The 26081-nt window shown below is 35.1% G+C and carries 28 protein-coding genes and 3 pseudogenes; 22 read left to right on the top strand and 9 right to left on the bottom strand.

The window, feature by feature from the left end:
* Positions 1 to 87: 87 nt before the first annotated feature.
* From FJR37_RS27075 to FJR37_RS18480, 3 genes and pseudogenes are all read left to right on the top strand, one after another.
* Positions 88 to 192 (top strand): annotated as a pseudogene (locus FJR37_RS27075) (ATP-sensitive inward rectifier potassium channel 10); the annotation flags it as partial.
* A 26-nt stretch (positions 193 to 218) separates the two neighbouring features.
* The gene (locus FJR37_RS18485; protein WP_168466765.1) at positions 219 to 851 is read left to right on the top strand and encodes a bifunctional 4-hydroxy-2-oxoglutarate aldolase/2-dehydro-3-deoxy-phosphogluconate aldolase; all 633 of its coding nucleotides are present in this window, start codon (positions 219 to 221) and stop codon (positions 849 to 851) included.
* A 192-nt stretch (positions 852 to 1043) separates the two neighbouring features.
* A complete protein-coding gene (locus tag FJR37_RS18480) occupies positions 1044 to 1262 on the top strand; it encodes a DUF433 domain-containing protein (protein ID WP_168466764.1) in 219 nt (72 codons plus the stop codon).
* On the opposite strand, the gene FJR37_RS18475 is transcribed toward FJR37_RS18480, so the two are convergent.
* The 9 genes from FJR37_RS18475 to FJR37_RS18435 form a co-directional block, all read right to left on the bottom strand.
* Complete coding sequence (locus FJR37_RS18475; RefSeq protein WP_072033613.1) at positions 1222 to 1374, bottom strand: type II toxin-antitoxin system HicA family toxin; 153 nt, start codon at positions 1372 to 1374, stop codon at positions 1222 to 1224. The genes FJR37_RS18480 and FJR37_RS18475 overlap by 41 nt on opposite strands.
* 2 nt (positions 1375 to 1376) lie before the next feature.
* Positions 1377 to 1595: a type II toxin-antitoxin system HicB family antitoxin gene (locus FJR37_RS18470; RefSeq protein ID WP_039201761.1), complete on the bottom strand. Its 219-nt coding sequence runs from the start codon at positions 1593 to 1595 to the stop codon at positions 1377 to 1379.
* A gap of 143 nt (positions 1596 to 1738) precedes the next feature.
* Positions 1739 to 1990: a hypothetical protein gene (locus FJR37_RS18465; RefSeq protein WP_052149892.1), complete on the bottom strand. Its 252-nt coding sequence runs from the start codon at positions 1988 to 1990 to the stop codon at positions 1739 to 1741.
* A gap of 233 nt (positions 1991 to 2223) precedes the next feature.
* Positions 2224 to 2499 (bottom strand): DUF2887 domain-containing protein, encoded by a 276-nt coding sequence (locus FJR37_RS18460; RefSeq protein WP_168466763.1) that lies wholly within the window; start codon positions 2497 to 2499, stop codon positions 2224 to 2226.
* A 175-nt stretch (positions 2500 to 2674) separates the two neighbouring features.
* A complete protein-coding gene (locus tag FJR37_RS18455; RefSeq protein ID WP_168466762.1) occupies positions 2675 to 4765 on the bottom strand; it encodes a tetratricopeptide repeat protein in 2091 nt (696 codons plus the stop codon).
* A gap of 4 nt (positions 4766 to 4769) precedes the next feature.
* The gene (locus tag FJR37_RS18450; protein WP_168466761.1) at positions 4770 to 5231 is read right to left on the bottom strand and encodes a hypothetical protein; all 462 of its coding nucleotides are present in this window, start codon (positions 5229 to 5231) and stop codon (positions 4770 to 4772) included.
* A gap of 233 nt (positions 5232 to 5464) precedes the next feature.
* On the bottom strand, positions 5465 to 6499 hold the full coding sequence (gene chlG, locus FJR37_RS18445; protein WP_168466760.1) for a chlorophyll synthase ChlG: 1035 nt from the start codon (positions 6497 to 6499) through the stop codon (positions 5465 to 5467).
* A 272-nt stretch (positions 6500 to 6771) separates the two neighbouring features.
* Positions 6772 to 7872, bottom strand: a complete 1101-nt coding sequence (locus FJR37_RS18440) for an ArsA family ATPase (protein WP_168466759.1) — start codon at positions 7870 to 7872, stop codon at positions 6772 to 6774.
* A gap of 85 nt (positions 7873 to 7957) precedes the next feature.
* Complete coding sequence (locus FJR37_RS18435) at positions 7958 to 8149, bottom strand: DUF2862 domain-containing protein (RefSeq protein WP_168466758.1); 192 nt, start codon at positions 8147 to 8149, stop codon at positions 7958 to 7960.
* A gap of 108 nt (positions 8150 to 8257) precedes the next feature.
* Here FJR37_RS18435 and FJR37_RS18430 point away from each other — a divergent pair.
* The 19 genes and pseudogenes from FJR37_RS18430 to FJR37_RS18340 form a co-directional block, all read left to right on the top strand.
* Positions 8258 to 8584 (top strand): annotated as a pseudogene (locus FJR37_RS18430) (Uma2 family endonuclease); the annotation flags it as partial.
* Between the two features lie 234 nt (positions 8585 to 8818).
* Positions 8819 to 9625, top strand: coding sequence for an ABC transporter permease (locus FJR37_RS18425; protein ID WP_168466757.1), 807 nt, complete (start codon positions 8819 to 8821; stop codon positions 9623 to 9625).
* 855 nt (positions 9626 to 10480) lie between these two features.
* Positions 10481 to 11332: a Uma2 family endonuclease gene (locus tag FJR37_RS18420; protein WP_168466756.1), complete on the top strand. Its 852-nt coding sequence runs from the start codon at positions 10481 to 10483 to the stop codon at positions 11330 to 11332.
* Between the two features lie 537 nt (positions 11333 to 11869).
* The gene (locus FJR37_RS18415) at positions 11870 to 12625 is read left to right on the top strand and encodes an ABC transporter ATP-binding protein (RefSeq protein WP_168466755.1); all 756 of its coding nucleotides are present in this window, start codon (positions 11870 to 11872) and stop codon (positions 12623 to 12625) included.
* A 63-nt stretch (positions 12626 to 12688) separates the two neighbouring features.
* Positions 12689 to 15964, top strand: coding sequence for a glycosyltransferase (locus tag FJR37_RS18410; RefSeq protein WP_168466754.1), 3276 nt, complete (start codon positions 12689 to 12691; stop codon positions 15962 to 15964).
* Positions 15965 to 16001: 37 nt separating this feature from the next.
* A complete protein-coding gene (locus FJR37_RS18405) occupies positions 16002 to 17000 on the top strand; it encodes an NAD-dependent 4,6-dehydratase LegB (RefSeq protein WP_168466753.1) in 999 nt (332 codons plus the stop codon).
* Positions 17001 to 17018: 18 nt separating this feature from the next.
* The gene (locus FJR37_RS18400) at positions 17019 to 17729 is read left to right on the top strand and encodes a sugar phosphate nucleotidyltransferase (protein WP_168466752.1); all 711 of its coding nucleotides are present in this window, start codon (positions 17019 to 17021) and stop codon (positions 17727 to 17729) included.
* A complete protein-coding gene (locus FJR37_RS18395; RefSeq protein ID WP_168466751.1) occupies positions 17726 to 18580 on the top strand; it encodes an NAD-dependent epimerase/dehydratase family protein in 855 nt (284 codons plus the stop codon). The genes FJR37_RS18400 and FJR37_RS18395 overlap by 4 nt, the downstream gene beginning before the upstream one ends.
* A 250-nt stretch (positions 18581 to 18830) precedes the next feature.
* Positions 18831 to 20048 (top strand): glycosyltransferase family 4 protein, encoded by a 1218-nt coding sequence (locus FJR37_RS18390; RefSeq protein ID WP_168466750.1) that lies wholly within the window; start codon positions 18831 to 18833, stop codon positions 20046 to 20048.
* A gap of 21 nt (positions 20049 to 20069) precedes the next feature.
* Entirely contained in the window at positions 20070 to 20987 is a 918-nt protein-coding gene (locus FJR37_RS18385) for a glycosyltransferase family 2 protein (protein WP_168466749.1), read from the top strand.
* Positions 20988 to 21058: 71 nt separating this feature from the next.
* A complete protein-coding gene (locus FJR37_RS18380) occupies positions 21059 to 21907 on the top strand; it encodes a glycosyltransferase (protein WP_168466748.1) in 849 nt (282 codons plus the stop codon).
* A gap of 146 nt (positions 21908 to 22053) precedes the next feature.
* The gene (locus tag FJR37_RS18375; protein WP_168466747.1) at positions 22054 to 22470 is read left to right on the top strand and encodes a XisH family protein; all 417 of its coding nucleotides are present in this window, start codon (positions 22054 to 22056) and stop codon (positions 22468 to 22470) included.
* Positions 22458 to 22793 carry a XisI protein gene (locus tag FJR37_RS18370; RefSeq protein WP_137909152.1) on the top strand — a complete coding sequence of 112 codons (336 nt, stop codon included), beginning with the start codon at positions 22458 to 22460 and terminating at the stop codon, positions 22791 to 22793. Before FJR37_RS18375 ends, FJR37_RS18370 begins: the two co-directional genes overlap by 13 nt.
* 24 nt (positions 22794 to 22817) lie before the next feature.
* On the top strand, positions 22818 to 23081 hold the full coding sequence (locus tag FJR37_RS18365) for a hypothetical protein (RefSeq protein ID WP_039201225.1): 264 nt from the start codon (positions 22818 to 22820) through the stop codon (positions 23079 to 23081).
* On the top strand, positions 23078 to 23425 hold the full coding sequence (locus FJR37_RS18360) for a hypothetical protein (protein ID WP_039201226.1): 348 nt from the start codon (positions 23078 to 23080) through the stop codon (positions 23423 to 23425). The genes FJR37_RS18365 and FJR37_RS18360 overlap by 4 nt, the downstream gene beginning before the upstream one ends.
* Entirely contained in the window at positions 23418 to 23957 is a 540-nt protein-coding gene (locus FJR37_RS18355) for a PIN domain-containing protein (protein WP_039201227.1), read from the top strand. Before FJR37_RS18360 ends, FJR37_RS18355 begins: the two co-directional genes overlap by 8 nt.
* Positions 23958 to 24164: 207 nt before the next feature.
* Positions 24165 to 25232, top strand: a complete 1068-nt coding sequence (locus FJR37_RS18350; protein ID WP_168466746.1) for a glycosyltransferase family 1 protein — start codon at positions 24165 to 24167, stop codon at positions 25230 to 25232.
* Between the two features lie 151 nt (positions 25233 to 25383).
* A pseudogene (locus FJR37_RS27070) lies at positions 25384 to 25569 on the top strand (type II toxin-antitoxin system RelE/ParE family toxin); the annotation flags it as partial.
* The gene (locus FJR37_RS18340) at positions 25566 to 25892 is read left to right on the top strand and encodes a helix-turn-helix domain-containing protein (RefSeq protein ID WP_168466745.1); all 327 of its coding nucleotides are present in this window, start codon (positions 25566 to 25568) and stop codon (positions 25890 to 25892) included. The pseudogene FJR37_RS27070 and the gene FJR37_RS18340, both read left to right, overlap by 4 nt.
* The last annotated feature ends 189 nt before the right edge of the window (positions 25893 to 26081 follow it).

Raw genomic sequence — 26081 nt, 5'->3', positions numbered from 1 at the left:
TACTAGGGGTAAAGCAAGAGCTAAATCCCTACAAATCTAGGTTTTTCGTAATTTTCCAAAAGTCCATATTTCAACCATGTTGAGTATAATAAGATTTTGTGGAATCATCAATTTGTAGATATTATGTACCATACGCCTGATGGACATCGTTACTGTGACTATACACATTTTCACGATGTCTTACCAGTTTAATTGATACTGTTTAAGTTACGGTAAAAATGTCTAATCAAGTTTGGTTGTCACAGTTAAAATTACATCGAGCGATCGCTGTTATTCGCGCCCCGAAGATGGTATGGGGTGAGAAAATGGCTTTGGCTGTAGCATCTGGAGGAATGCAGTTAATTGAAATTACTTGGAATAGCGATCGCGCACCGGAATTAATTGCCCAACTCCGTGCTAAATTACCTAACTGTATGATTGGTACGGGGACCTTATTTAATGTTCAACAGTTACAAGAGGCGATCGCCTGTGGGGCGCAATTTCTCTTCAGTCCCCACACTGATCTAGATATGATTCAAGCTGCACTAACCGCAAATATCCCCATTATTCCCGGTGCATTGACACCCACAGAAATTATTACCGCTTGGAATCATGGTGCAAGTTGTGTCAAGGTGTTTCCGGTGCAAGCAGTGGGCGGAACTAGCTATATCAAGAGTTTACAAGGACCCCTTGGGCATATTCCCTTAATTCCTACGGGGGGTATAACATTAGACAATGCTCAAGATTTTTTACAGGTGGGTGCAGTAGCGGTGGGGTTAAGTGGCGAATTATTCCCAACAGAATCAGTATTACAGGGCAATTGGCAAGCTATCAGTGAACAAGCCAGAACTCTCATGCAGAGGTTACATTAAAGGTAAAGCGCATTGCTGATATCTTACCCCCTACAAATCATTGACGATAGATGAATAGTAATAGCGCCTTGAATAAGATACATCATAGCCCCCTCCTCGCTTGCGGGGAGGGGGTTGGGGGTGGGGTTCTTATATTTAACTCAACAGATAACCGCTATAATAAAAAATATCAAGTTATATCTTGAAGGAAATATGACACTCAACAACTTATTAAAAACTCAAGGTATTATTCACTCCGATCCTGAAATTATGAGTGGAGTTCCGGTTTTTGTGGGAACTCGTGTTCCTTTACAAACATTGTTTGACTATCTGGAAAGTGAGGGAGGATTAGCTGAGTTTATTAATGATTTTCCCTATCTGGAGACTCAAACTATGAAAGTCTTAGAAAATCAATTGCACTATGTCTTTTGACGGGAATGGTTTTTATATCATTAGTATAAATAGAATGATTGCCACCTTCCCGCAATAAATAAAATCCATTTTCTTCCAAATACTTAATTAAATCTTTTCGTTTTACGGACATGATTATACTTCTACAGGAATTTGTTCAAGTAAAGAGTTTCCTGTGGGAATTTCTTTATTTTGCTGATGATAGGCAAGAATCATTTCTTTGAGTGCATCTTGTAACATAGCTCTGCATATTTCTAGTGTTTCTCCCTCAGTAATAACTTCTTGCCATTCAATCAGTTGTCCCATATATCCACTATTTATTTTGGTATATTTTGCGGTGTATGTAGTTAACATAAGACATTAATTAAGGGTATTTTCTAAATTATAACTTTTTTTGAGCGATAGCGTCTCGTTCGCATAGCGTTCCGAAGGAATAGAGATAGCGCGACCTAGGAATCGCACTCCATTTTCTATAACCACCCAAAAGCGATCGCATTTCATTTTTCATAACGAAAGAACGGCGATACCTTTGTTATTTCTGCTTGTAAATGTTGCTGTAACATATCAGTTAAAGTTTTCTCGGCTGCAAAAGCATCATAAGGCGACCAAACTTCATAAGTTTTACCATTTTCAAGAAAATCTGGATTTTGTTCATCTCTAGCTAATTCTGTGGCTAAAAATTGAATAGCTTTAATTTTTTCTTGATGAGATAATTTTTGTAGTGATGGTAAAATTTCGGTTAATGTCATAAAAATATGGGGTAAAAGCTATTTACATTATACGGCGATTCCTGCGGAGCGCTTCGCTATCGCTCTCTCATTATCCATTAAAATAGCGATCGCTAGGTCGCGCTATCTCTATTCCTTCGGAACGCTATGCGAACGAGACGCGATCGCCTTCTCCATAACTCCAGGTTTGCTACATTGAGAGGAATTTCATCCTGTTCATCCTTTAATCCTGGACATCCTGATTCAGACAAACCTTAACCGAACAGTATTGGATAGTGGTACATAAAAATCTCTGCAAAATACCGCCCATAAAATTTGGGGTCTCTCTGCATCTGTGCCTCTAAAAATACCAAAGGTAAATTTAGATCCTTGGCAATCGGTGTTAAGAGTCCATCTATTGCAAATCCTTTTTCTTTGACGGTGGGCGCACTATAGGTAAATTCGCAATCTTTGGGAATTTCTGGGATTAACTCGGTAATCAATCCTGGCTGAGATAAAAATAGTCGGTAAAACAGTTTGTCAGTTTTCATAATTACCTATCGTTCTCCTTAATCTTTTTATCCAAAAATTTTATTTTTCTTGTTCTCATACAGAGTATAAGAATGAGACTCTTAACGTAAAATATCAGATTGCTAAACAAAGCTATTGTTATCCTATCCAATAGATTTATCTGAAAATAAATGCTTTAAGATTAACAGCATTTACTTAAAGATTACGTAAAAGTTCAAGATTATCACGAACAATAATAGTATGAGGGTGATCTACTCCTAATCGTTGTTCAAAAATATTTAGAGCTTTTTTGTAGAGAGGTTCTGCTTCACTGTATTTTCTTTGAGAATTGTAAAAATAAGCCAAATTGTTGAAACTTTGAGCGACATGAGGATGGTTATTACCCAGAAGCTTTTGCCTGAGTTCTAAAGCTTGGATGTAGAGAGGTTCGGCTTCGCTATACCTGCCTTGGGATTCGTAGAGTAGAGCCAAATTGTTGAAACTGGTAGCGACATGGGGATGGTCATTACCCAGGAGCTTTTGCCTGAGTTCTAAAGCTTGGATGTAGAGAGGTTCAGCTTCGCTGTACTTGCCTTGGGATTCGTAGAGTAGAGCCAAATTGTTGAAACTGGTAGCGACATGGGGATGGTCATCACCCAGGCGCTTTTGCCTGAGTTCTAAAGCTTGGATGTAGAGAGGTTCGGCTTCGCTGTACCTGCGTTGGGAATAGTAAAGTGCTGCCAAATTGTTGAAACTGGTAGCGACATCGGGATGGTCATCACCCAGGCGCTTTTGCCTGAGTGCTAAAGCTTTTTTGTAGAGAGGTTCGGCTTCGCTGTACCTGCCTTGGACACGGTAAAGTTCTGCCAAATTGTTAAAACTGGTAGCGACATCGGAATGGTCATCACCTAACCGCTGTTTTAGTAATAAAACACATTTTTCTTTCCAAGGTTCTGCCAGATTATATAATCCTTGTCCTTCATAGAATCTTCCTAATCCAACAAAAGGCCAAATTAAATTTTTATCACTAACAACATCAGGTAAATGTTCTGCTACTTCCTCTAAATGCGGTATATCTAATTTTAATTTTTTAATATCTTCCTGTATTGGCTGCTCAGGAATTGTTTTAGCTACATCAATCATTGCTTGGCAAAAGTGAGATATTTGTTGTTGTCCAGAAGCTAAGTTATGATGCTTCTTTTTCAAAAACTCACGAATTAGTTGATGTAATTGATAACAATGATCTTCACTTTGTAAAAGATGTAATTGTTCTAATTCAATTCTGGCAGCTTCTAAATCTTCTGTATCTTTTTCAGGTGCAGCACTTTCCACCAGTGACCAAGGAATAGGAGCTAAAGCAAATAAACTCAGTAAACAACCTAATTCTTGAGCCGCAGGACTGAGAACTTCCCAACTTAATGCAAAAGCAGCTTCCACACCACGAGTTATAGATAAAGTCCAGGTTGGGTCATTCATATCAACAACCAAAGCAGGATGACCTAAACCTTTAGCTTCTAATCTTTTCAGCATTTCTGCTAAAGATATCTGGCGTTTTTTAATATAACGGCCAACCAATTGTAAAGCCAGAGGTAAGTAACCTAAGCGCTGACAAAGTTCTTCTGCTTGTGCTGTTTCTGAAGTTAATTGATCTGCACCAATCAATTCAGATAATAATGCAATTGCCTCCGATTCAGAAAGGATTTGTAAAGACAAAGAACCAGATAAGTCTAGCTTGAGTCTCGTTGTGATCAAAACCTTAAATTGAGATGATTGTGGCGGCAAATAAGGCTTAATCGCCGAATAATTTTGGACATCATCAACAACCACTAAGGTATTACCTTCTTGCCAATGTTGCCAACACCATTTTACCTGTTCTAATAAATCAACATTATCCGGTGGTTGTGAACCTAAACTTGTGCGACAAAATTCGAGAATTTGCAAACCAATATTTTGATCTCTAGCTTGCAACCAACAAATACCCCCAGGATAAGTATTTAATTGTAAATGTAAAAGAGAATATTGGGTTGCCAATTCAGTTTTACCAATACCACCCATACCTTCAACAGCAGCAATCACAGCCGAATTATTTGCTTCTAAATGCTGGTGAATCAGTACCAGTTCGTTTTCCCGTCCGACAAACTTCTTTGTATTACTACCAGGGATATTGTGAGGAAACCCCGTAGGTTGAGGAATATCACTTAAATTATTGATAATTTGAAAAATTTGAGTAATATTTCCCGCATTGATATTACCTTGAACATTTTCAAAGATTTTCTGGACATTTTGAAATCTGGGATTTATAGTCATAATTTTAAGATTCTTGACTTAAATTACCCACATCAATATTGCCAGCTTTGATATCTTTGAGCATGGTTTGGTCAACTGAACCACCAATCCGGGTAGTTTTTTGGGTGATATCCCCAGCTTGTAAATCACCAGTTAATTCAATTCCACTCAAAATCACCTGACGGATATTTTCATCTTGTGCTTTTAGTTCTTCAACCAGCAATTTCAATTGATTTGCAAAAGTTGCATCAGCATTAATGTATTCTTGCAATTCATTTTGTAACTTGGTTTTATTTACTTCATTTGGATCTTTTTCAGCACGAATCAATAAACCTTCCATTCCTTCGGCTTTTAGCTTTTCTCTAGTAATGCTAACCAACTTTGCAAAAGTATCCGCGACTCCTTTCGCTAAAGCCTTTCCACCTTCTTTGAGTGCTTCGGAAAAAAACAAGGAAACAATTACCGCACCAGTGAGTGGTTCTACCATAAAAATTACACCTTACCCGGTTACTAAAGAAAGATTATATATCATTACTAATGTTGATTAATGTTGCTCTCCACACACTCCAGGGAATAAATTCCCTGTCTCATAGCTAAAGTCCGTTAAAACGGACTAATGAATTTTCCCAGTTTTTAGTCATCTTTAGATGACTTTAGCTATTAGCCAGGAACTTGAGTTCCTGGCGGGGTGGGGTTTTTACGACTGATTACACCCTACGATTAAACGCCAGCGTGACCTAATGCAATACCCGTCACCAACATTCCCAAAACCAAAAATGGTTGGGCGCTGGCTTGATATTTGACATCATTAGCTATGGGGTCACGGAGAAAATACATATCTTGGAAAGTGATTTGGGGAATGATTAATAATACGAGAATGGCTGCATATAAATTCTCGTGAATACTCACCAAATAACCTGCAACCAAACCTTGAAATAAGTCAATCATGACGACACAAATCAAAGCCGCAGTTTGGATGCCAAACATAACTGGTAATGATTGTAATCCTAATTGGCGATCGCCTTCCACACTTTTAAAATCATTAACAATGGCAATCCCTAAACCCGCCAAACTGTAAAATAGAGTCAGAATCACAATTGTCCAATTCAATTCCCCAAATAAAGCATGACCAGCCCACCAAGGTAAAGCAATGTAACTTGCACCTAAAGCATAGTTTCCTAACCAACCATTTTGTTTTAATTTTAATGGTGGTGCAGAATAGATATAGGCAATGAAACTACCAAAAACAGACAACAGTAAAACATTAGGAACTGAATGACCTGCCCATAAATCTAAGGTGTAAGCCACTCCATATCCTAATAATACTAAAAGCACGAATTGGCTAATTACTTGCTTTTCCGAAATTCTCCCCGAAGGTATAGGACGATAAGGTTCATTAATCGCGTCAATTTCCCGGTCATAATAATCATTGATGGTTTGGGTATAACCAGTCAATAAAGGACCAGAAAGCAACATACACAGGGCAGACTTCAAAACATTTTCTAAAGTCCAGGTATAGTTACCAGAAGAAGCCGCACCGCAGACCACACCCCAAATTAGGGGAATCCAGGTAATCGGTTTCATCAATTGCAAGCGAATTTTCCAAATAGAAGTTTCTCCAGCGCTCGCACCTTTCATTCCCAGCAATTGCCGAGTTTTAGCATTGCGATCTTCTGCGGTTGTAACTTCTGTATTTAGAGATTCTACAGCCTCATTCGGTTGAGGATTTGGATTAATGGGAGTTGATTCAGACATAAGGTGTAATGGTAATTGGTAATAGGTGATTGGTAATAGGTAATGGGTAATTGGTAATTGGTTGAGTGAAATACAAGAACCCCACCCCCAACCCCCTCCCCGCAAGCGAGGAGGGGGGCTTATGACTGTATCTTACTCAAGTGCATACCGCTATAAGTAATTGGTAATTGGTAATTCTTGCCCAGTCCCCAGTCCCCAGTCCCCAGTCTCCAGTCTCCAGTCCCCAGTCCCCAATCCCCAGTCCCCAGTCCCCAATCCCCAATCCCCAATCCCTAAAAAGAAATTATCAAATAACTATTTTGAAACTTTGCACCAGTGACAGGCTTACCACTTAAAGCCGAGGGGAGGAAGATATTACGTCTTTGATCTCCGGCTTCTACGGTGACTTCTGGACCCTGTTGAATAAGCTTGACTTGTTTTTTGTCAAACCCAGGCAAAAATAGGCGTACTTGGCGATTATGTACGTCAATTTCAATTGGTTGGTTAGCTTGTAATGCTTGCTCAACAAAGTTGGGTAAAGCATCTATCAGAGGTTGCCATTCACCATTGACAACATCAGGAACTATGCTCACAGGTAGAGGTGCAAATTCCTCGGATAAATTGGTATTTTCTCCACCAGGAACTAAAATTGCTCCACCAACAGTTAAACCAATTTGTTGAGCGCTTCCCCACAAATAACGGGAATTTGCCACATCAATGGGTTCTGATGTTGTCACCAAAAAAGCAGCAACGCGGCGAGGATTAGCTAGGGCAGCTTTACCTTCTTCGAGGAAATTATTAACTTGGTTAGTAGGTTGGGAAAAATTATCAGCAGTCCAATTAAAATTGAAAAGGCTACTAATTAAAGGTTGAATTAGGGGTGATTCAGAAATTGTTTTCCCTAAATCAGAGTTAACAAATAATTGCCGAAATCGTCTAACATACCAACTTAAAGATTCTGGCATTCCCAACATTCGCAAACTAGCAGCATCGCCCGTGCCATCATAAATAATCGCGTCATATTTGCCACTGGCATCATATTCACGAATCGCATTGAGAGCGAGGGCGTTATCCATGCCCGGTAATACTACCAATTCTTGCCCATAAACCTCTTTAAAAATTGGTGTGCGGAGGTATTGAGCCTCTAATTTTTTCACTTCCTCCCAGTTGCGTTCTAGCAGTACAGATGCTTGAAACTGTACTGCTTGCAGATTGGGAGAGATGTCCTGGGGGTCAGGAGTCAGAGTCGTATTGAGTAGAATTGACAATGTTGGATCTGCTAGTCCTGCTAGGAGTACCCGTTTACCTTGTGTTGCCAAACTAATGGCTGTGGCGATCGCTATCTTACTGCGAGCGATGCCGTTTTTGCCCAAAAATGTCAGTATCAAGGCCATTACTCAATTTCCAATTTTGCCGATCTTGTCAATTACAACTTAGCACTCAACCAATCTTCTTAGCCTCTGCTATAAGTTGTTTTGACTAAGCTGGTCTGATTTCATCTTCAAAAAACCAAGTAGAGAAGTTGTCGTCAAACTTCACCACCACACCAATTCCAGCCCCGTCAGTAACCTTGTAGCCCTCGATAATGCCGATTTCTCCGAGTTTTTGAGCGATATTAGAGGATACGCGATCGCGCAAACGAATCACCTTAACTTTCTGTCCGATGTCCATGATCTAGTTAAAATAAAATAATCCAAATCTCAGTGTAGCTGAATCTGGCACTCTGTTTTCACTGTTCATGGCTTAAAATTAAATCAGTAAGCAAGTAGGTATACTCTTATGTTTGTTACAGCCCAGCAGCTAGAACAACAAATGCCCGATGCGACTCGTTTATTAAGTGATGAGCCGGAAATGGAAAGTTCTTTACATTATATGCAGTTACTCATCCTAGTAACTAGCTTAGAGTGGTTATGGCGTGATCAAAATGATTTTTTTATTGGTGCAGATCTAACTATTTATTTTAGTCGTCAGCAATTAAAAAATCGAGAATTTAGAGGCCCAGATTTCTTCCTAGTTAAAAATACAGAAAAACGTCCCCGCACTTCTTGGATTGTCTGGGAGGAAGACGGGCGCTATCCAGATTTGATTATTGAATTACTGTCAGATTACATATTTAGAAAACTTTGTCAATGCGTAAGCCCTAGTAGGGTGCGTCAAATATCAAAAATCTACTTATTTACCAGATTTATGCAGTTTGACGCACCTAACCAATGCATAAGTTACGTAATTCCTCAAGACAGATAAAATTTCACTTATCTGAAAATTAATCGTCAACAATTGCACTCGTATGGTATAGAATGCCAAAATGACTTTTTTCCGGTGTGTAATGGTGCTATAAGAATGACACTTTCCCTGAAAGATAATTTAAATTGGTTACAAGTGCAGCGTTATTGCGAACTCCTGCACGTCTTAGTTGGACGGACGCTGAAAGTCCGTTACCGGGGGTCTTTTCTAGGGGTTTATTGGTCACTATTGAACCCATTGATTATGACAGGGTTGTATACTGCCATCTTTGGTGCTACCTTTGCATCCTACTATGGTAACTCCATCATTAACTATATGCTGGCAGCGCTGACAGGACTGTTAGTAATTAATTTTTTCTCCGCTTGCACATCCCAAGCTTTAACCAGCGTAGTCGGCAATGGTGCATTATTAAATAAGATTCAGTTACCAGTTAGTGTTTTTCCGGTATCAATGATTTCGTCCAATGTCTTTCAATTTTCAGTGGGAGCATTTCCGTTACTAGCAATTATGACATTGATTAATTCCAAAAGTCTCATCAATGTCATCGCTTTAGTATTTCCATTTTTAGCATTAATTTTAGTTTCTACAGGAGTCGGTTTTTTAGTCAGTGCTTTGTACGTATTTTTCAGGGATTTACCTTACTTTTATGAATTGGTAGTATTTGTAATTTGGATTAGCAGTCCGATATTTTACCCAGCAGCTATTGTTCCCAAGCCGGTAAAACAGTTTTTAGGTTTGAACCCCTTATCCCCAATCATTGAAAGTCTCCGTCAGATTACATTATCAGGTTCTCCACCAGATTTAGGTCTGATTTGGGGGGCTTTACTGAGTGGCATCATTATTTTAGCCTTGGGATGGACTTGTTTTCACCTGTGGCGGCATCAATTTATGGATTTGCTGTAAGAGGATGTTTGAAAAGTTTTTAATGTATAAACAAACCCCTCTCCAAACCTCTCCCCGAAGCGAGGAGAGGCTTTGAAACCCCCCTTCCCAGCCTTCGGCACGCTGCGCTAACATAGGGAAGGGGGGCAGGGGGGTTAGGTTTTTGGAGATTATCGGTTTCATCTAATACTTTTCAAACAACCTCTAAGAGGATGTTTTAAAAGTGGTATTCCGTAATTTTCATCACATTGCTACCCCCTTAGTCCCACCTTTACAAGGGGGGAAACAATAAAAATCCAGTTCCCTCCCCTTTACAAGGGGAGGGTTAGGGAGGGGTAAAAATATTTGATACATCAAGCATAACTTTTCAAACACCCTCTAACATAGCTATCGTTTGGTAATTGCATAAGTAGGTGAACACAATAAAACCAAACTGTGTAAAGAAATGTAAAATCGCCCAAACCCTCTTCACTCTTGCCTCTTGCATGATTGCCTTTTGCCTTGCCATAACGACAATTTTCAACACCAACCTACTTAGGAATGTGAATTAAATAAGGTGCAAAAGTAGGGTGTGTTAGCGACAGCGTAACGCACCATTCCAGGTTACATCAGAATCGCAGGTTATTAAATTTGCGTTCCTTAGAGGATGTTTGAAAAGTGGTATTCCGTAATTTTCATCACATTGCTACCCCCCTTAGTCCCCCCTTGTAAAGGGGGGAAACAATAAAAATCCAGTTCCCTCCCCTTTACAAGGGGAGGGTTAGGGTGGGGTAAAAAATATTTGATACATCAACCATAACTTTTCAAACACCCTCTTAGACTAGAACCTGATAGTTTATAATTAACCAAAGATAGTAATTTATCCTAATAAAATCTATGGCTTTAACCGCACAAGAAATAGAAGCATTAATGCCAGATTGCACTGAACTACTCAGCGACGAACCAGAAATGGAAAGCTCTTTACACTATACACAACTATTAATATTAGTAACTTGTTTAGAATGGTTATGGCGTAATAGAGAAGATTTTTTTATTGGTGCAAATCTTAGCGTTTACTATAGCCGACAACAGTTAAAAAATCGAGACTTTAGAGGACCAGACTTTTTTTTAGTTAAGGACACGGAAAAACGTCCACGTCTTTCTTGGGTAATATGGGAAGAAGATGGTAAATATCCCAATGTAATAATTGAATTACTTTCTGATTCTACAGCGAAGGTAGATAAGGGATTGAAAAAACAGTTGTATCAAAATCAATTCCGCACCCCTGAGTATTTTTGGTTTTCCCCGAATACCTTAGAATTGGTAGGATGGCGATTAACAGACAGTGAGTATAAAACTATTCCAGCATCAGAAAATGCCTGGTATTGGAGTCAGGAGTTAGGTTTATACTTAGGGGTTTGGGAAGATAAGTTAAGATATTTTACTGTTGAAGGAAAATTAGTCCCTACACCAGAAGAAGCTAATTTAGAAGAGATTAAAAAAGCTGAATTTGAACGTCAAAGGGCTGAACTTGAACGTCAAAGGGCTGAATCTGAACGTCGAAAGGTTGAATTTGAACATCAAAGGGCTGAATCTGAACGTCGAAAGGTTGAATTTGAACGTCGAAAGGTTGAAGTTGAACGTCGAAAAGCTGAATCTGAACGTCAGCGTGCTGATGACGCAGAAAATAAAGCAGATGTTCTAGCGCAAAAATTAAGGGAGTTAGGTATTGAACCCGATAGTTTATAAATCGCCGGGCTTTGCTTAAGAGGATGTTTGAAAAGTGGTATTCCGTAATTTTCATCACATTGCTACCCCCCTTAGTCCCCCCTTGTAAAGGGGGGAAACAATAAAAATCCAGTTCCCTCCCCTTTACAAGGGGAGGGTTAGGGTGGGGTAAAAAATATTTGATACATCAACCATAACTTTTCAAACACCCTCTAAGAGACTTCCAAGAAATAAATTATCCTAAGAAACGAACCACAGAGGCACAGAGTACACAGAGAGAGAATTTCTGCATCAGTTTTGGGACATTTTTTTATTTGGAAGTCTCTAATGGCATAATTATTTTAGCCTTGAGACAATACCTTGTCCATTTCCTGCTTTGTTGGGTTAAGCGACAGCGCAACCCAACGCTCATGTTGGGTTTTATGCTAATTGCTCCGCGAACGTTCACGTTCCACAACCCAATCTACAAATTAAGGCTTTTTTCCAATTTGGACAAGGTATTGCTGGAGATGGACTTGTTTTTACCTGTGGCGACATCAATTTATGGATTGGCTGTAAATGGAAGTAATACGTTTGGACAATGTTTCGCTGTGGAGAAGGACTCAAGAGGAATTTTCCTATGATTTGAAAAAAACGCTCCTATCTGTGGTAGAGGGTAAATATCGTCAACCTGCGAAGAAATTAGTTTTAGATAATATTGACTTGGTGGTTGCGAAAGGAGAAAAAATAGGTATAATTGGTGCTAACGGTTCAGGTAAGTCCACTCTGTTAAAGATAATTTCTGGGATTTTACAGCCTACCACTGGTACTGTCAGAGTCCGAGGTCAAGTTGCGCCTTTAATTGAATTAGGAGCAGGTTTTGATGCGGAAATCTCTGTAATGGACAATATCCTCCTTTATGGTGTATTGTTGGGTTTTTCTAGGGCTGAGATGAAAGCAAGAGCGCGTTCTATTTTGGAGTTTGCAGATTTGGAGGATTATGCTTTAGTTCCAGTTAAGGGTTTATCTTCGGGTATGGTGGCTCGCTTGGGCTTTTCTATTGCGACTGATGTACAACCAGATATTTTGATTTTGGATGAGGTTTTGTCGGTGGGGGATGAGAGTTTTAAGAATAAGTGTAAGCAAAGAATGGATCAGTTTTGGGATGGTAATGCTACTGTTTTGGTAGTTTCTCATTCAATGGATTTTATTCAACAGTCTTGTAATAAAGCTGTTTGGTTAAGTAAGGGGAATATAAAATTGTTTGGAGAAGCAAATGAAGTTGTAAGATGCTATCTGGAAGGTGTAAACAATTCTCCAATAAGTTCTAGTTAAATTTTCAGAAGCAACTTAAGTTACTGTATTTTTAAATAATGAAATGTAAGTCTATTTATGATTATGACTAATAATAAATATATTGAGTTGAAACACTGTCCCTTTTGTCAATCTAAAAATTTTAAAAAACACCAGAAACGAGCAGACGATATTTGGGTTTTACTTTGCCAAGATTGTGGTTTAGGTTTTGTGGAAAAATATCCAGAAAATCTACAAGAACTTTATAGTTTAGATTATTATGAAAAGCGAGGTATTGATAATACTACCATTGGTTATACTAACTACAAGGAAATCAAACATGACTACTTTTTATGGTGTATTGCACTTGTAGCAATAACAGAAAAGAAAGGTAGTTTGTTTGATTTAGGATGTAGTAACGGTTTATTTTTAGATTTAGCTAAAAGTCATGGATTGTTTCCTTTGGTAGGACTTGAATTAAATCAAGATTATGCCCAAATTTGTCAAGAAAAAGGTTATGAAGTATTTAGTGAGGATTTTATCACCTTTGTACAGCCTCAAAAACAACAGTATGATATCATCACGGCTTGGGCAGTTTTAGAACATATTCCACAATTGTTAGAAACATTAACCAAAATAAAGTCTTTGTTAAATGAAGATGGTTGGTTCTTTTTTGAAGTGCCTTGTTTAACCTTCACAACAAGAGATGAATATTGGTATAGATCATCTTTAGAACATATTTATTATTTTACAGAGAAGAGTATTCAGAATATTCTCAAAGAATATTTTAGTGATAATCATTCAGGAAAATTGGTAGCTATACAAAACTTTGGAGCGACTTATGTAGGGGTGGCTAGTGTTCAGTACAAGTGTAATTCCACGCTGAATATTTTTAATGCTATCTTTCAAAATCAAATCGAAATATTAAGCACGGACAATATTTCAAGAAGGCAAATTATTCATGCTTTAATTTTTTCAATCCGTTACTTAGAAGATATATCTATTGCTAATAAAGTGCTAAATTTATTAACTCAATATAATCAAAGCGAATTAACTTTGTCTGAACAGAATATTCAATATTTAACTCAACAATATACTAAATCATATCAAGATAATTTAAGTTATCTAGAAGCAAAAACTTATTTCATTCAGAATATTGAGACACTGAAAGATGAAATCCTAACACTGCATAATGAAAATCTGAAACTTAAGGATGAAATCCTATCACTGCATAATGAAAACCTCAAAATTCAAAATGAATTATCGGCTGTTAAAACCAGTAAATTCTGGAAAATTAGAGAAAAGTGGTTTCAGTTTAGACAAAGGATAGGAGTAAAAGATAACAACATATCAATTACTTTAAAATATTTAATTAAAAGTTTAATAAAAAAAAATACAGTCGAATTTCAGAATCGTAATCCAGTCCTGAAATCAATTAGGCAGAAAATTTGGTCTTCTGAGAAACCATTAGTAAGCGTAATTATCCCATGTTTTAACTACGGTGAATATGTTGAAGAAGCAATAGACTCTATTCTTAATCAAACATTTCAGGATTTTGAAATTATCGTTATTGATGGTGGTTCAACAGATAATTCGACAGTTACCACACTAAAGTCTTTACAAAAGCCAAAAACAACGATTTATTATAGGAAAGGTAGTCATTTAGTAGGAGATAATAGAAACTTTGGTATACAAAAAGCAAAAGGGAAGTATGTTTGTTGTCTCGATGCCGATGATCAGATCAAATCAACTTATTTAGAAAAAGCCCTCTTTTTATTAGAAGTTTACGCTTATGATATTGTATCCACATCAGTACAATGTTTTGGTAATTCAATAGAAACTTGGAATATTTTAGCCCATCCTACATTAGCGGAAATTCTTAAAGGCAATCAAGTTTCTACAGTAGCTGTATTTTCTAAGCAGATATGGGAAAAAGCTAATGGTTATCATGATTATGGTATAGGCAAAGATCATATTTCAGAAGATTGGGATTTATGGGTAAGAATGATGGCTATAGGTGCAAGAGTGATCAATATTTCTGAATCCCTAATGCTCTATCGTATCCACGATAAGCATACGAGCCTAAGTAATCATCATGAAAGTCTTAGCTTTAAAGAGCAAGCGAAAACTATTGCATCTTTTAATCAAAAATATCTCACGCCTGAAGCCTATAAAAGTTCTTGGAATAACAATCAGATATCTTATCAAGTTATTAATGGTAGTATAAACTTAACTCAATCATACTTGGCACAAACAAAAGAAGAAAACAAACTTAAAATTCTTTTTGCTCTGCCTTTTGTTATCACAGGAGGAGCAGATACTATATTACTTCAGATTGCTAAATATCTCAGTGAAAATAGTTTTGACATATCTATAATGACAACTATCAAAACAGATTCTAAATTTGGCGATAATACAAATAAATATGAACAAATAACTCAGGAGATATACCATCTATACAACTTTTTGGAATTTCAAGAAAAGTGGAAAGATTTTGTTTACTACTATCTTGAATCCCGCCAAATTAACATCCTATTTATTGTTGGTTCAGCCTATTTTTACGATTTATTGCCAGATATTAAAAGGGATTTTCCCAATCTAAAAGTGGTGGATCAGCTTTTTAATGAATATGGTCACATAGCAAATAACAGAAAGTATGCTGAATTAATTGATATGAATATTTTGGCAAGTCAAGTTATTGAGGACATCTTACTACAAGAATATCAAGAATCAAAGTCAAAAACTCGTGTTATCGTTCACGGAGTGGATACTCAGAAGGAATTCAATTCCATTAATATCAATCAGAAACTAATTAGAGATATTATTCCCAACGGTAAATTTATTGTTTCATACATGGGTAGATTTTCAGAAGAAAAATGTCCTCTAAAATTTGTTGAGATAGTTGATAAATTACGAGATAATAAAGATATTTATTTTCTGATGTTAGGGAATGGATCTGAGTACGACTCAGTAAAAGTTAAAATATCTGAGTTAGGATTAGATGATAAAATTTATGCACCGGGATTTGTTTATGATAATAGGCCTTTCCTAAAAACAACTAATTTATTAATTATTCCCTCAAGGATTGAAGGTATACCGATTATTCTTATGGAGGGATTATCCTTGGGTGTACCTGTTATTGCTTCTAGAATTGGTGGTATTCCTGACATAATTACAGATGGCTATAATGGTTTTGTTTGTGATCCTAATAATCCTGATGAATTTGCTAATAAAATTATCAAGATATATTCAGACGAAAATCTTCAAAATCAATTAAAAACTAACGCTAGAACTTATGCAGAAGAAAACCTGGATATTACTAAAATGAATAATGAATATATCAATGTCTTTCTTTCCTTATTCAAGGAAAATGAATTATAAAAAGGTTTCAAAAATATAACTGGGTGCATTAAACTTTATGAAAATTCAAAACAAACAAGTTTTAGTTACAGGTTCAGATGGTTTTATCGGTAGCCATTTAGTCGAAAGATTATTGGAAGAAGGCTGTAAAATTAAAGCATTTGTCTATTACAACTCATTTAACTCTTGGGGATGGCTTGACTCTTTATCGGAGGAGAAACTGAAAAATATTGAAATCTTTGCCGGAGATATTCGTGATCCCAATGGGGTAGAAATGGCTATGAAAGGATGTGATGTGGTTTTTCATTTAGCTGCTTTAATTGCTATTCCTTTCTCTTATCACTCTCCTGATTCTTATGTAGACACTAATATTAAGGGAACATTAAATATTCTACAGTCTGGGAGAAAACTAGGAATTGAAAAAGTTTTAATCACATCTACTTCTGAGGTTTATGGTACTGCGAACTATGTGCCTATTGACGAAAAACATCCATTTCAAGGACAATCCCCTTACAGTGCGACCAAAATTGGTGCTGACAGACTGTCAGAATCTTTTTATCGGTCTTTTAATTTGCCTGTTGTAATTGTTCGTCCATTTAATACTTATGGACCAAGACAGTCAGCGCGTGCTGTTATTCCCACTATAATTACTCAATTATTAGCAGGTGCAACGGAGATTAAGTTAGGGAGTCTCGAACCAACTCGTGATTTTAATTATGTGAAAGATACGACTAATGCTTTTGTTGAAATCGCTAAATCTGATCACACCATTGGAGAAGAAATTAATATTGCCACTGGAGTAGAAATATCTATTGGTGACATGGCCAATGAGTTAATATCTCAAATAAATCCTCATGCAAAAATTGTGAGCGAAAATGAGCGCTTGCGTCCTAGTAAATCTGAAGTCAATAGATTACTAGGCTGTAATAAAAAAATATTATCTCTTACTAATTGGAGTCACCAATATAATCTATCTCAAGGATTAGCTGAAACTATAGAGTGGTTTAGGCTTTCTGGAAATTTATCAAAGTACAAAGCTAACATTTATAATGTTTAATTAGGAGAGTATTTAAAAGTGAGAGCTATTATCCTAGCAGGTGGGAAAGGGACTAGATTAAAGCCATATACAGTGACCATTCCTAAACCTCTCGTTCCAATTGGTGGTGAAATGCCCATATTAGAAATTATCATTCGTCAATTAGCAATATCAGGATTTGATCATATTACTCTGGCAGTTAACCATCTAGCAAATTTAATTATGGCTTTTTTTGGTGATGGTTCTTTATGGAATATAAAAATTGATTATTCTCTAGAGGAAAGTCCTCTCAGTACCATTGGACCGTTAACTTTAATTCCTGATTTGCCAGATAATTTTTTAGTAATGAATGGTGATATACTATGTAATTTGAACTACCTGAATTTTTACAATTATCATATTCAAGCTGATAACGATGTTACTGTATCAACCTTTAAAAGGGAGTCAAAAATTGATTTTGGGGTGTTACAATATAATGAAGAAAATTTGATTTGTTCCTTTACTGAGAAACCGACTTACTATTTTGATGTGAGTATGGGAGTTTATTGTCTCAATCGTCGGGTTGTTGAGCAATTGGCTAAAGGTGAACCCTATGGATTTGATAATTTAATGATAGACGGAATTAAAAATAAAAATAAAATCTTAGTCAAACCATTTGATGGCTATTGGCTAGATATTGGTCGTCCTGAAGATTATGAAAATGCTAATGAAAATTACGATCAACTTAAAATTAAATTGGGTTTAGTATGAAAGTTTTAATAACTGGATCAAGTGGTTTTACAGGTACTCATTTAGTTAAATATTTACAGCGAAATTCTGAGCTAAAAATTAGCTGCGTTACTCGTAATAAACAACAGGATAATACTGGTTTTATTTGTGACTTAACCGATTGTAACTCAGTTGAAAATTTAATTCAGGAAATTAAACCAGATAGAATTTATCATCTAGCGGGAAGTTTTACTAATGATTATTCTGTAGATTATGCTAATAATGTTATATCTACCAAAAATATCCTAGATAGTCTTCTTAAATCCAAAATATCCTGTCGAGTATTATTAATCGGCAGTGCGGCTGAGTATGGTTTAATTAAGGAACAAGATAATCCAGTCAGCGAAGATTATCCCTTTAATCCAGCTAGTATTTATGGATTAACTAAAGTTTATCAAACTCACTTAATGCAATTTTATTGTCAAGTGTATGATATGGACATAGTGATGGCTCGTACCTTTAACTTATTAGGAAAAAATATCTCTAGGCAACTTTTTATAGGTCGAGTTTATCAACAGATAGAAGAATATAAGAGTGGCAAAATAGACAAAATAATATTAGGAGATTTAGAAAGTAAAAGAGATTATATAGATGTGCAGGAAGCTGTAAAATATTATGAAACCATAATGGCTTATGGTAAGATGGGAGAGATTTATAATGTAGGAAGCGGAAATTCTGTCAGACTATATGATATTCTCAAAGCAATTCTTTTGGAGTATGATCTAACAATAGATATTGTTGAAACAAGGTTAAAAAATTATGCTAATAAAATAAATGTTAATGATATTTTTTCTGATTTATTTAAAGTAAATTTATTAAGACAAAAAGAATAATAATACAGAAACTAGCTCTTTGAAAAAATTGATCACATTATCTCACAATGTGTTGAGTTAATTAAACGACACTATCGAAATAATCAAATAATAAAGTAGGTTTTTACCCAAATGTTAAATAATATAATCAACTTTGTAAAAAACTTCAATCAGGAATTTATAAACTTTTTCATTGTCAATCCAACATCATATACAGAAGTTAAAATTTCATCCATTAATCAATTTAGAAGAAGGAATTAAATTATTAATTATGAAAATTGTTTATGTGCTTCCATCTAATTTGGTTTGTGGCGGACATATTATAGTTCTTCAGCATATTACTAGACTAGCAAAACGAGGTCACGAGATTATTATTTGTCTTTTAAATGAAGCTATTCCTGCAACATCAAGTTCTTTTGAATGGTTTCCAAATTTTAATTACCCTGTTTTTCATCCCAAAGATTTTCCTGATGGAGTTGATATTTGTGTTGCTACTTTTTGGGCTACAGTTATTCCAGTTTTAAAATTTCCAGCCAAACATAAAGTTTATTTTGTTCAATCAGATGAAACTCGTTTTTATGATGATCAAATTATTAAAAATTGGGTTGTTTTAAGCTATTTATCCAATATTCATTATATGACCGAAGCAAAATGGATTGTTGAATGGCTCAAACAAAACTTTGGGCATCAAGCTGTTTATATTCCTAATGCTCTTGATCCTAATATTATTCATCCTGCTGAACCTATTACACCTAAGCAATCTGATAAATTAAGAATATTGGTAGAAGGTACTATAGACGCTCCTTTTAAAAGAGTAAAAGAAGCTATTGAAGCAAGTCAACGATTAGATTGTGAAATTTGGTGTGTTTCTAATCAAGGAGAACCCTCTCCAGATTGGAACATTGATCGCTTTTTTTACAAAGTAAATTTTAGTCAAATGAAACATATTTATTCAAGTTGTGATATTTTAGTTAAACTTAGTAGTGTTGAAGGATTTTTTGGACCCCCTTTAGAAATGATGGCTTGTGGTGGAGTTTGTATTGTTAGTGATGTGACTGGATATGATGAATATATTAAGGATGAATACAATGCTTTAGTTATACCTAATGGAGATGTTAATTTAGCTCATCAAGGATTAAAAAGATTAATAAATGATAAAGATTTATATAAAAAGTTGCAAGAAAATGGAAAAATAACTGCTGATTCAATGAAGTGGGAAGATTCTATTAACAAATTGGAAGTTTTCTATCAAAATTTATCTAATCAACCAAAAACATTTCATGTTCAAGGTGAAAGAATTGAGTTTTTACAGCAATTATTAGCAGATTATTACTCTTTGATACAAAAAAAATCAGAAATAGTTGATTATTATAAATTATCAAGATTGGAGTTAACTATAATTAATACACTCAAAAAAATTAAACAACTAATCCCTTTATATCCTAGATTGTGGATTAAACATAAACTCAGTAAATTTATCAAGCAATAAGTAATATATTTATTTAAAAATATGCAATCAAAAGTGGCAGCTTATATCACTTGTTATCAAGATCAAGAATCCGCTAATAGATGTATTCAAGCTATTGAATCTCAATCTATTCAAATTACAGCTATATATATAGTAGATAATTCTGATAAACCGTTATTACTGAATAATAACAGTCAACTGTTGTTAATTCATCATTATCCGAATAATATTGGAATTGCGGAAGGTTTAGTAAAAGCATTAAAATGGGCTATTGAGCAGAAATATGATTTTTTATGGACATTTGATCAAGATAGTATTCCCACTAAAAATTGCTTAGAAATTTTGCTGAGAAATTATCATCAATTGTCTCAACAAGATAATTATAAAATTGGTATTATTGCCCCTACTGCTTCAGATATCAAAACCAATAAAGTTATAGAAGGTGCAGTCTTTTTAAAAGATCATTTTGTAGCACTTAAACACAATAACAATCTTGATTTTTATGAATGTGATTCACCGATTACGTCAGGTTCTCTAATTTCTTTAACTGCGGCTCAAACTATCTCTCCTCCCTGTGCTGAGTTTTTTATTGATGGTATTGACTTCGATTATGGCTTACGACTTAAAAATAAGGGTTTTCGTAACTTAATTGTTACTAAGGCTATTATGCACCATAACTTTGGTAATCCTGTTCAAGTAAGTTTCCTTAATAAACATCGTTATATTCAACAATATTCTGCCTTACGTCACTATTATATATGTCGTAACCATACTTACCTAGAAACTCGTTTTTCTCAAGGTCATTATCGCCTATCTTCATTAATAAGAAGAATAAAATACATGATTGATAGTATCTTACGTATTATGGTGTATGATTTTGAGAACAAACAATTAAAACTATGGGCTTGTTTGTTAGGAACTTATCATGGATTGATAGGTAAACTTACTAAAAAATGGTAATTAATATCTTCATTCAAAAACTTCATGTTTAAATATTTTTCTTGAAATATTTATTTTAAAATTAATCTATTATGATCTATTTTTTAACAGTTAACTATTACTCTACCCATCTAATAACTAAATTAATAGGTTCTCTGTCATCTTCTCCAGATAGTAACCATCAAGTTATTATCATTAATAACTCTCCTGACGATAATTCAATTTATCAACTTAAAAATCAATCAACAATAATTATTGATTCTGAAAATAATCTTGGGTTTGGTGGAGGTTGTAATTTAGGTTTACAATGGATTTACAATCAAGATAAAGAAGGAATAGTTTGGATAATTAATCCAGATGCTTATTTACCAGAAAATACTTTAGAAAAAGCTCAATTGTTTTTTAATCGATATCCAGAATTATCAATTTTAGGTACAATTGTTTATAATCCTGAACAGAAAATTTGGTTTGCTGGTGGTCGCTTTATTCCTGAAAATGGCGCAATTTTAGAAGTAGATTTATTAACTAATAACGACACAGATTATATTAATTGTGATTGGGTTTCCGGTTGTAGTATAATAATTAATCTAAATAAATTTTCTGAATGTCCTTTATTTGATCATGCTTATTTTTTATATTATGAAGATTTTGATTTTTGCAGACGTTATGCTAATCAAGGACATTTAATAGCCATTACTAAACAATTAAGTGTCATACATCAACCTTCATCAATTACTAATAGAAACATTTTTAAAAAGATTAGATATAGTACCTATAGTTATTTATTTACAATTAACAGATATACAAATAAATCAATTTTTACTATGAAACTTATTCTGCAAATCATCAAAGCAACAATGGGATTAATTATAAAACCACAAGCTGCATTAGGAAAAATTTATGGTATATGTGATTATATGAGAAATCAGCAACATCATTAACAGTAAGTTTAAAAGGACATTGTTTGGATGGGAGACTTGTGTAAAAATATCCGTAAATGATATAATCAAATTATGATGAACTAGGAGAAGAAAGAAAACTAAATCTTGAAATACAGATAATTTTAACTCATATTCACACAAAAACAATGGCAAAAGATGTTTTCCATCAACAGGTAAAAAATGCTTTAATAAAAGAAGGATGGAATATTACCCATGACCCCTTAACCATTCGCATTAGTGAAGCAATTAAACTCCAAATTGATTTAGCCGCAGAAACCACCATAGCCGCAGAAAGGGACTCAGAAAAAATTGCTGTAGAAATTAAAAGCTTTATTGGAGATTCAGATATCAGTAGTTTCCATACAGCATTAGGTCAATATCTTAACTATAGCCAAGCACTTGAAGAACAAGAACCAAACCGAATTGTTTACTTAGCCATCCCTTTTGAGACTTATTATGACTTTTTTCAACTTCCATTTATTCAACGAATGCTACAGCGATATCAAGTCAAGCTGATAATTTATGATCCTAAACAGGAGGAAGTTCGACAATGGATAAAATAGAAAAGTATAGACAATTTATCACACAAATTTTAACAGAACACGCCCAGATTTGTACTACCAATGATACAGTCAAAGCACAACTAATATTTGATAGTGAACATGACCATTACCAACTCAATTATATCGGATGGCAAGGCGATAAACGAGTGTTTGGACCAGTGATGCACTTTGACATTGAAGACGGCAAAATTTGGATTCAGTACAACGGAACTGAAGAATCTATAGCTGAAAGATTAGTGCAAATGGGTGTACCAAATTCAGATATTGTACTTGGTTTTCATTCTGCTTTTAAACGGCAATTTACACCTTATGCAGTACAGTAATATCCTACTCGTTAAAAATGAGAAATGCAATTACTCACTAATCTTTTATTCTTACTTGCCAAACCCACAGGTACAACTATTTACGCTCTGAATCTTTTACCTCATTTACAAAAACTTGAGCCGATACTTTTAACTTCCCAATCTTTCCCTGATTATAACTGCTATCAAACTCCTCCTAACTTAACATCAGAACAAGGATTGAAAGGACATTTAAACCGCTTATTATGGACACAATTCCAATTAAAAGTTATAATCTTTATAGAACTCATGAGAAAAATAGAGCAATGACAGAAAAAACCATCTCAGCAGACCTAGACGTAGAAACAGCAGAGCGAATTAGTGTATTATCAAAAATGGAAAATCGCTCAATATCCCAAATAGCCAGTGCTTCAATCAAGCTAGGAGCTATGTTACCTCATGATGCTTGGTCAGCACTCTTACAGTTAAATGGGGTTGCTTCTGAAGCACAGTGGCAAGAAATTAGTCAAGAAATTACAAGAGTTTTATTGCACCATCAATACAAACTCGCTCAACAAAGAATTGCCCAAAATATAGATAAAAATTGGTTAAATTCTTTAGAAACTGAAGATGATTTACTCTGTGCTTCAGTTGAGTTAACTCGTGATGTCTAATCATTTACGCTTATGTCTTGATCTCAATATTTGGTGTGCGGCATTATTAGCTGATATCAAAGAAAATCAAAATATGGCTACACCACGCAAGCTATCAGCTTGTCAAAGTATAGTTGATACAGTTCGTTATGGTCACTGTTATATGGGAAAAGTAGAACTTGTGATTTCTTGGGGAATGTTAAATTGTTTAGAAGAAGTTTTATTAAGATTAACTCCCTTGGCTGAGGATGCGTCTTTTTATGTAGATGTTATCCGCAGTTATGCTCAAATTCAGCCTCAATTAACATTAGGAGGATCAGGTGTTATTCCTATTAGTGATATAGAAGATCAGCACGTTTTAGAAACAGCTTTAGCTGGTCGAGCTAATCTATTAGTGACAGCTAATTTTAAAGATTTTTTAAATAAAGATATTGAACTTATCATTCCTGAAAGACATAGTATTTATAATTCTCCTATCCATGAATTTCACATTGTTCATCCTTATTTAATGATTAATTGGCTAAATCAAGGTAATATTCCTGAAATTCTGTAATCTTTATAATAAAAAAAAGAAAATAAAAATTATATGGGCTTATTTTAAACTGAATTTGTATGAATAAAAAATATTAATAACTGAACTAAGGAACGCAAATTTAATAACCTGCAATTCTGATGTAACCTGGAATGGTGCGTTACGCTGTCGCTAACACACCCTACTTTTGCACCTTATTTAATTCACATTCCTAACTAAAAATTAAAAATGCAATTACTCACTAATCTTTCATTCTTACTTACCAAACCTACAGGTACAACTACCTACGCTCTTAATCTTTTACCTCATTTACAAAAACTTGAGCCAATACTTTTAACTTCCCAATCTTTCCCTAACTATAACTGCTATCAAACTCCTACTAACCTAACCTCAGAACAAGGTTTGAAAGGACATTTACGCCGTTTATTGTGGACACAATTCCAATTACCAAAAATCTATCAAAACCTCAAATCCCAACTTTTATTTTCCTCTATTCCCGAAGCACCTTTATATACTAATTGTCGGTTTGTTGTTACAGCATTTGATATGATACCACTGCGGTTTCCTAAACGCTTTTCACCATTGACGACATACCATAAATACTATACTCCTGAAGTTTTTAAACAAGCAGAACATATTATTTGTATATCAGAATCAACAGCCAATGATATCACCCAATTTTACCAAATTCCTAGTAATAAAATTACACCAATTCTCTTGGCGGGAGATAACTCACATTTCCAATTCCTGAACCTTCCTACCCGCAATTACTTCCTATATATTGGTCGTCAAGACCCTTACAAAAACCTCCAAAGACTAATTACCGCTTTTTCCGCATTACCTAACAGAAATGACTATGAACTATGGTTAGCTGGTCCCTACGATAAACGTTACTCTCCATTATTAGAAGCACAAACTCAAGAATTAGGAATAAGTCATCTTGTTAAATTCCTTAACTATGTTTCCTATGACGAATTACCAATAATTATTAATCAAGCATTAGCACTAGTTTTCCCCACTCTGTGGGAAGGATTTGGTTTACCGGTTTTAGAAGCTATGGCTTGTGGTACACCAGTTATTACTTCTAATATTTCCTCACTTCCAGAAGTTGCGGGAGATGCTGCTATTTTAATTAATCCCTATAATGCAAGGGAGATTACAGCAGCAATGCAAGCAGTTATTAATGATTCAGAACTGAGAAAACAACTTTCAGAAAAAGGTCTAAAAAGAGCAAGTCAATTTAGTTGGGAAAAAACTGGACTGGCTACAGTTGAAGTTTTAAAAGAATATCTTTGAGCAGATCTGAATTTAGGTATACTGCAAACGGTTCATAGTTTAACCAAATATGAAACCCCTCTCCAAACCTCTCCCCGCAACGGGGAGAGGCTTTGAACTTGTTCTTTGTATGATAAAAAAGTCCAGCTTTTAGCCGTTTTGAGTATAACAACAAATCGTGAAACGTTATGATACTGATACTTGTAGAGCAGTTTACGCCGTAAAGATTGGGGAAAGAGTTTATGTATTGCACGCTTTCCAGAAGAAATCAAAAAAAGGTATTCAAACTCCACAAAGTGACATTGAATTGATTAAACAACGCTATAAAGATGCACTAGCAAGAGAACAATCACCATGACACAAGAACCAATTTTTGAAGAAAGCAGTGGTAACGTATTTGCTGATCTTGATTTAGAAGATGCAGAAGAACTATTTACACGGGGTAAAATCGGGATTCAGGTACTCCGACTTCTGAAAAAACGTAACCTGAAACAACGTGAAATTGGTCAAATTCTTGGCATTACCCAACCAGAAGTATGCCATCTTATGAAAGGAGAGTTTCAACGGTTCAGCGAGGGAAAACTCCTCATTTTTCTCAAGCGACTTGATATAGAACTCATCCTACATCTTCGTCATAAACATGGAGAAAATCAATCTCATGAGACAGTAATATCGCTATAGAATCAAAAGTTAAAAGTTATTATTTTTAGATAACTCATCAAAAAAACATAGCAATGACTCAAAAAACCCTGGTAAAGTAACAGGCTATTTTGATTTGAATTTTGAAAATATCCATGATAAAATTAAAGAACTATTTAATGATTAGTAAAACAAAGGAGAATACCATGAACACCTCCATAGAACTTCCCG

Origin of the sequence: Aphanizomenon sp. UHCC 0183, from assembly GCF_009712065.1 — a bacterium.
Classification (GTDB): domain Bacteria; phylum Cyanobacteriota; class Cyanobacteriia; order Cyanobacteriales; family Nostocaceae; genus Dolichospermum; species Dolichospermum heterosporum.
The sequence above is the reverse complement of the archived record's forward strand: the minus strand, read 5'-3'. Positions and strand labels throughout refer to the sequence as shown.

Coding starts and splice junctions, on each gene's coding strand:
- FJR37_RS18485 (WP_168466765.1), top strand. CDS start 219: ATGTCTAATCAAGTTTGGTTGTCACAGTTAAAATTACATCGAGCGATC.
- FJR37_RS18480 (WP_168466764.1), top strand. CDS start 1,044: ATGACACTCAACAACTTATTAAAAACTCAAGGTATTATTCACTCCGAT.
- FJR37_RS18475 (WP_072033613.1), bottom strand. CDS start 1,374: ATGTCCGTAAAACGAAAAGATTTAATTAAGTATTTGGAAGAAAATGGA.
- FJR37_RS18470 (WP_039201761.1), bottom strand. CDS start 1,595: ATGTTAACTACATACACCGCAAAATATACCAAAATAAATAGTGGATAT.
- FJR37_RS18465 (WP_052149892.1), bottom strand. CDS start 1,990: ATGACATTAACCGAAATTTTACCATCACTACAAAAATTATCTCATCAA.
- FJR37_RS18460 (WP_168466763.1), bottom strand. CDS start 2,499: ATGAAAACTGACAAACTGTTTTACCGACTATTTTTATCTCAGCCAGGA.
- FJR37_RS18455 (WP_168466762.1), bottom strand. CDS start 4,765: ATGACTATAAATCCCAGATTTCAAAATGTCCAGAAAATCTTTGAAAAT.
- FJR37_RS18450 (WP_168466761.1), bottom strand. CDS start 5,231: ATGGTAGAACCACTCACTGGTGCGGTAATTGTTTCCTTGTTTTTTTCC.
- chlG (WP_168466760.1), bottom strand. CDS start 6,499: ATGTCTGAATCAACTCCCATTAATCCAAATCCTCAACCGAATGAGGCT.
- FJR37_RS18440 (WP_168466759.1), bottom strand. CDS start 7,872: ATGGCCTTGATACTGACATTTTTGGGCAAAAACGGCATCGCTCGCAGT.
- FJR37_RS18435 (WP_168466758.1), bottom strand. CDS start 8,149: ATGGACATCGGACAGAAAGTTAAGGTGATTCGTTTGCGCGATCGCGTA.
- FJR37_RS18425 (WP_168466757.1), top strand. CDS start 8,819: ATGACACTTTCCCTGAAAGATAATTTAAATTGGTTACAAGTGCAGCGT.
- FJR37_RS18420 (WP_168466756.1), top strand. CDS start 10,481: ATGGCTTTAACCGCACAAGAAATAGAAGCATTAATGCCAGATTGCACT.
- FJR37_RS18415 (WP_168466755.1), top strand. CDS start 11,870: ATGGAAGTAATACGTTTGGACAATGTTTCGCTGTGGAGAAGGACTCAA.
- FJR37_RS18410 (WP_168466754.1), top strand. CDS start 12,689: ATGACTAATAATAAATATATTGAGTTGAAACACTGTCCCTTTTGTCAA.
- FJR37_RS18405 (WP_168466753.1), top strand. CDS start 16,002: ATGAAAATTCAAAACAAACAAGTTTTAGTTACAGGTTCAGATGGTTTT.
- FJR37_RS18395 (WP_168466751.1), top strand. CDS start 17,726: ATGAAAGTTTTAATAACTGGATCAAGTGGTTTTACAGGTACTCATTTA.
- FJR37_RS18390 (WP_168466750.1), top strand. CDS start 18,831: ATGAAAATTGTTTATGTGCTTCCATCTAATTTGGTTTGTGGCGGACAT.
- FJR37_RS18385 (WP_168466749.1), top strand. CDS start 20,070: ATGCAATCAAAAGTGGCAGCTTATATCACTTGTTATCAAGATCAAGAA.
- FJR37_RS18380 (WP_168466748.1), top strand. CDS start 21,059: ATGATCTATTTTTTAACAGTTAACTATTACTCTACCCATCTAATAACT.
- FJR37_RS18375 (WP_168466747.1), top strand. CDS start 22,054: ATGGCAAAAGATGTTTTCCATCAACAGGTAAAAAATGCTTTAATAAAA.
- FJR37_RS18370 (WP_137909152.1), top strand. CDS start 22,458: ATGGATAAAATAGAAAAGTATAGACAATTTATCACACAAATTTTAACA.
- FJR37_RS18365 (WP_039201225.1), top strand. CDS start 22,818: ATGCAATTACTCACTAATCTTTTATTCTTACTTGCCAAACCCACAGGT.
- FJR37_RS18360 (WP_039201226.1), top strand. CDS start 23,078: ATGACAGAAAAAACCATCTCAGCAGACCTAGACGTAGAAACAGCAGAG.
- FJR37_RS18355 (WP_039201227.1), top strand. CDS start 23,418: ATGTCTAATCATTTACGCTTATGTCTTGATCTCAATATTTGGTGTGCG.
- FJR37_RS18350 (WP_168466746.1), top strand. CDS start 24,165: ATGCAATTACTCACTAATCTTTCATTCTTACTTACCAAACCTACAGGT.
- FJR37_RS18340 (WP_168466745.1), top strand. CDS start 25,566: ATGACACAAGAACCAATTTTTGAAGAAAGCAGTGGTAACGTATTTGCT.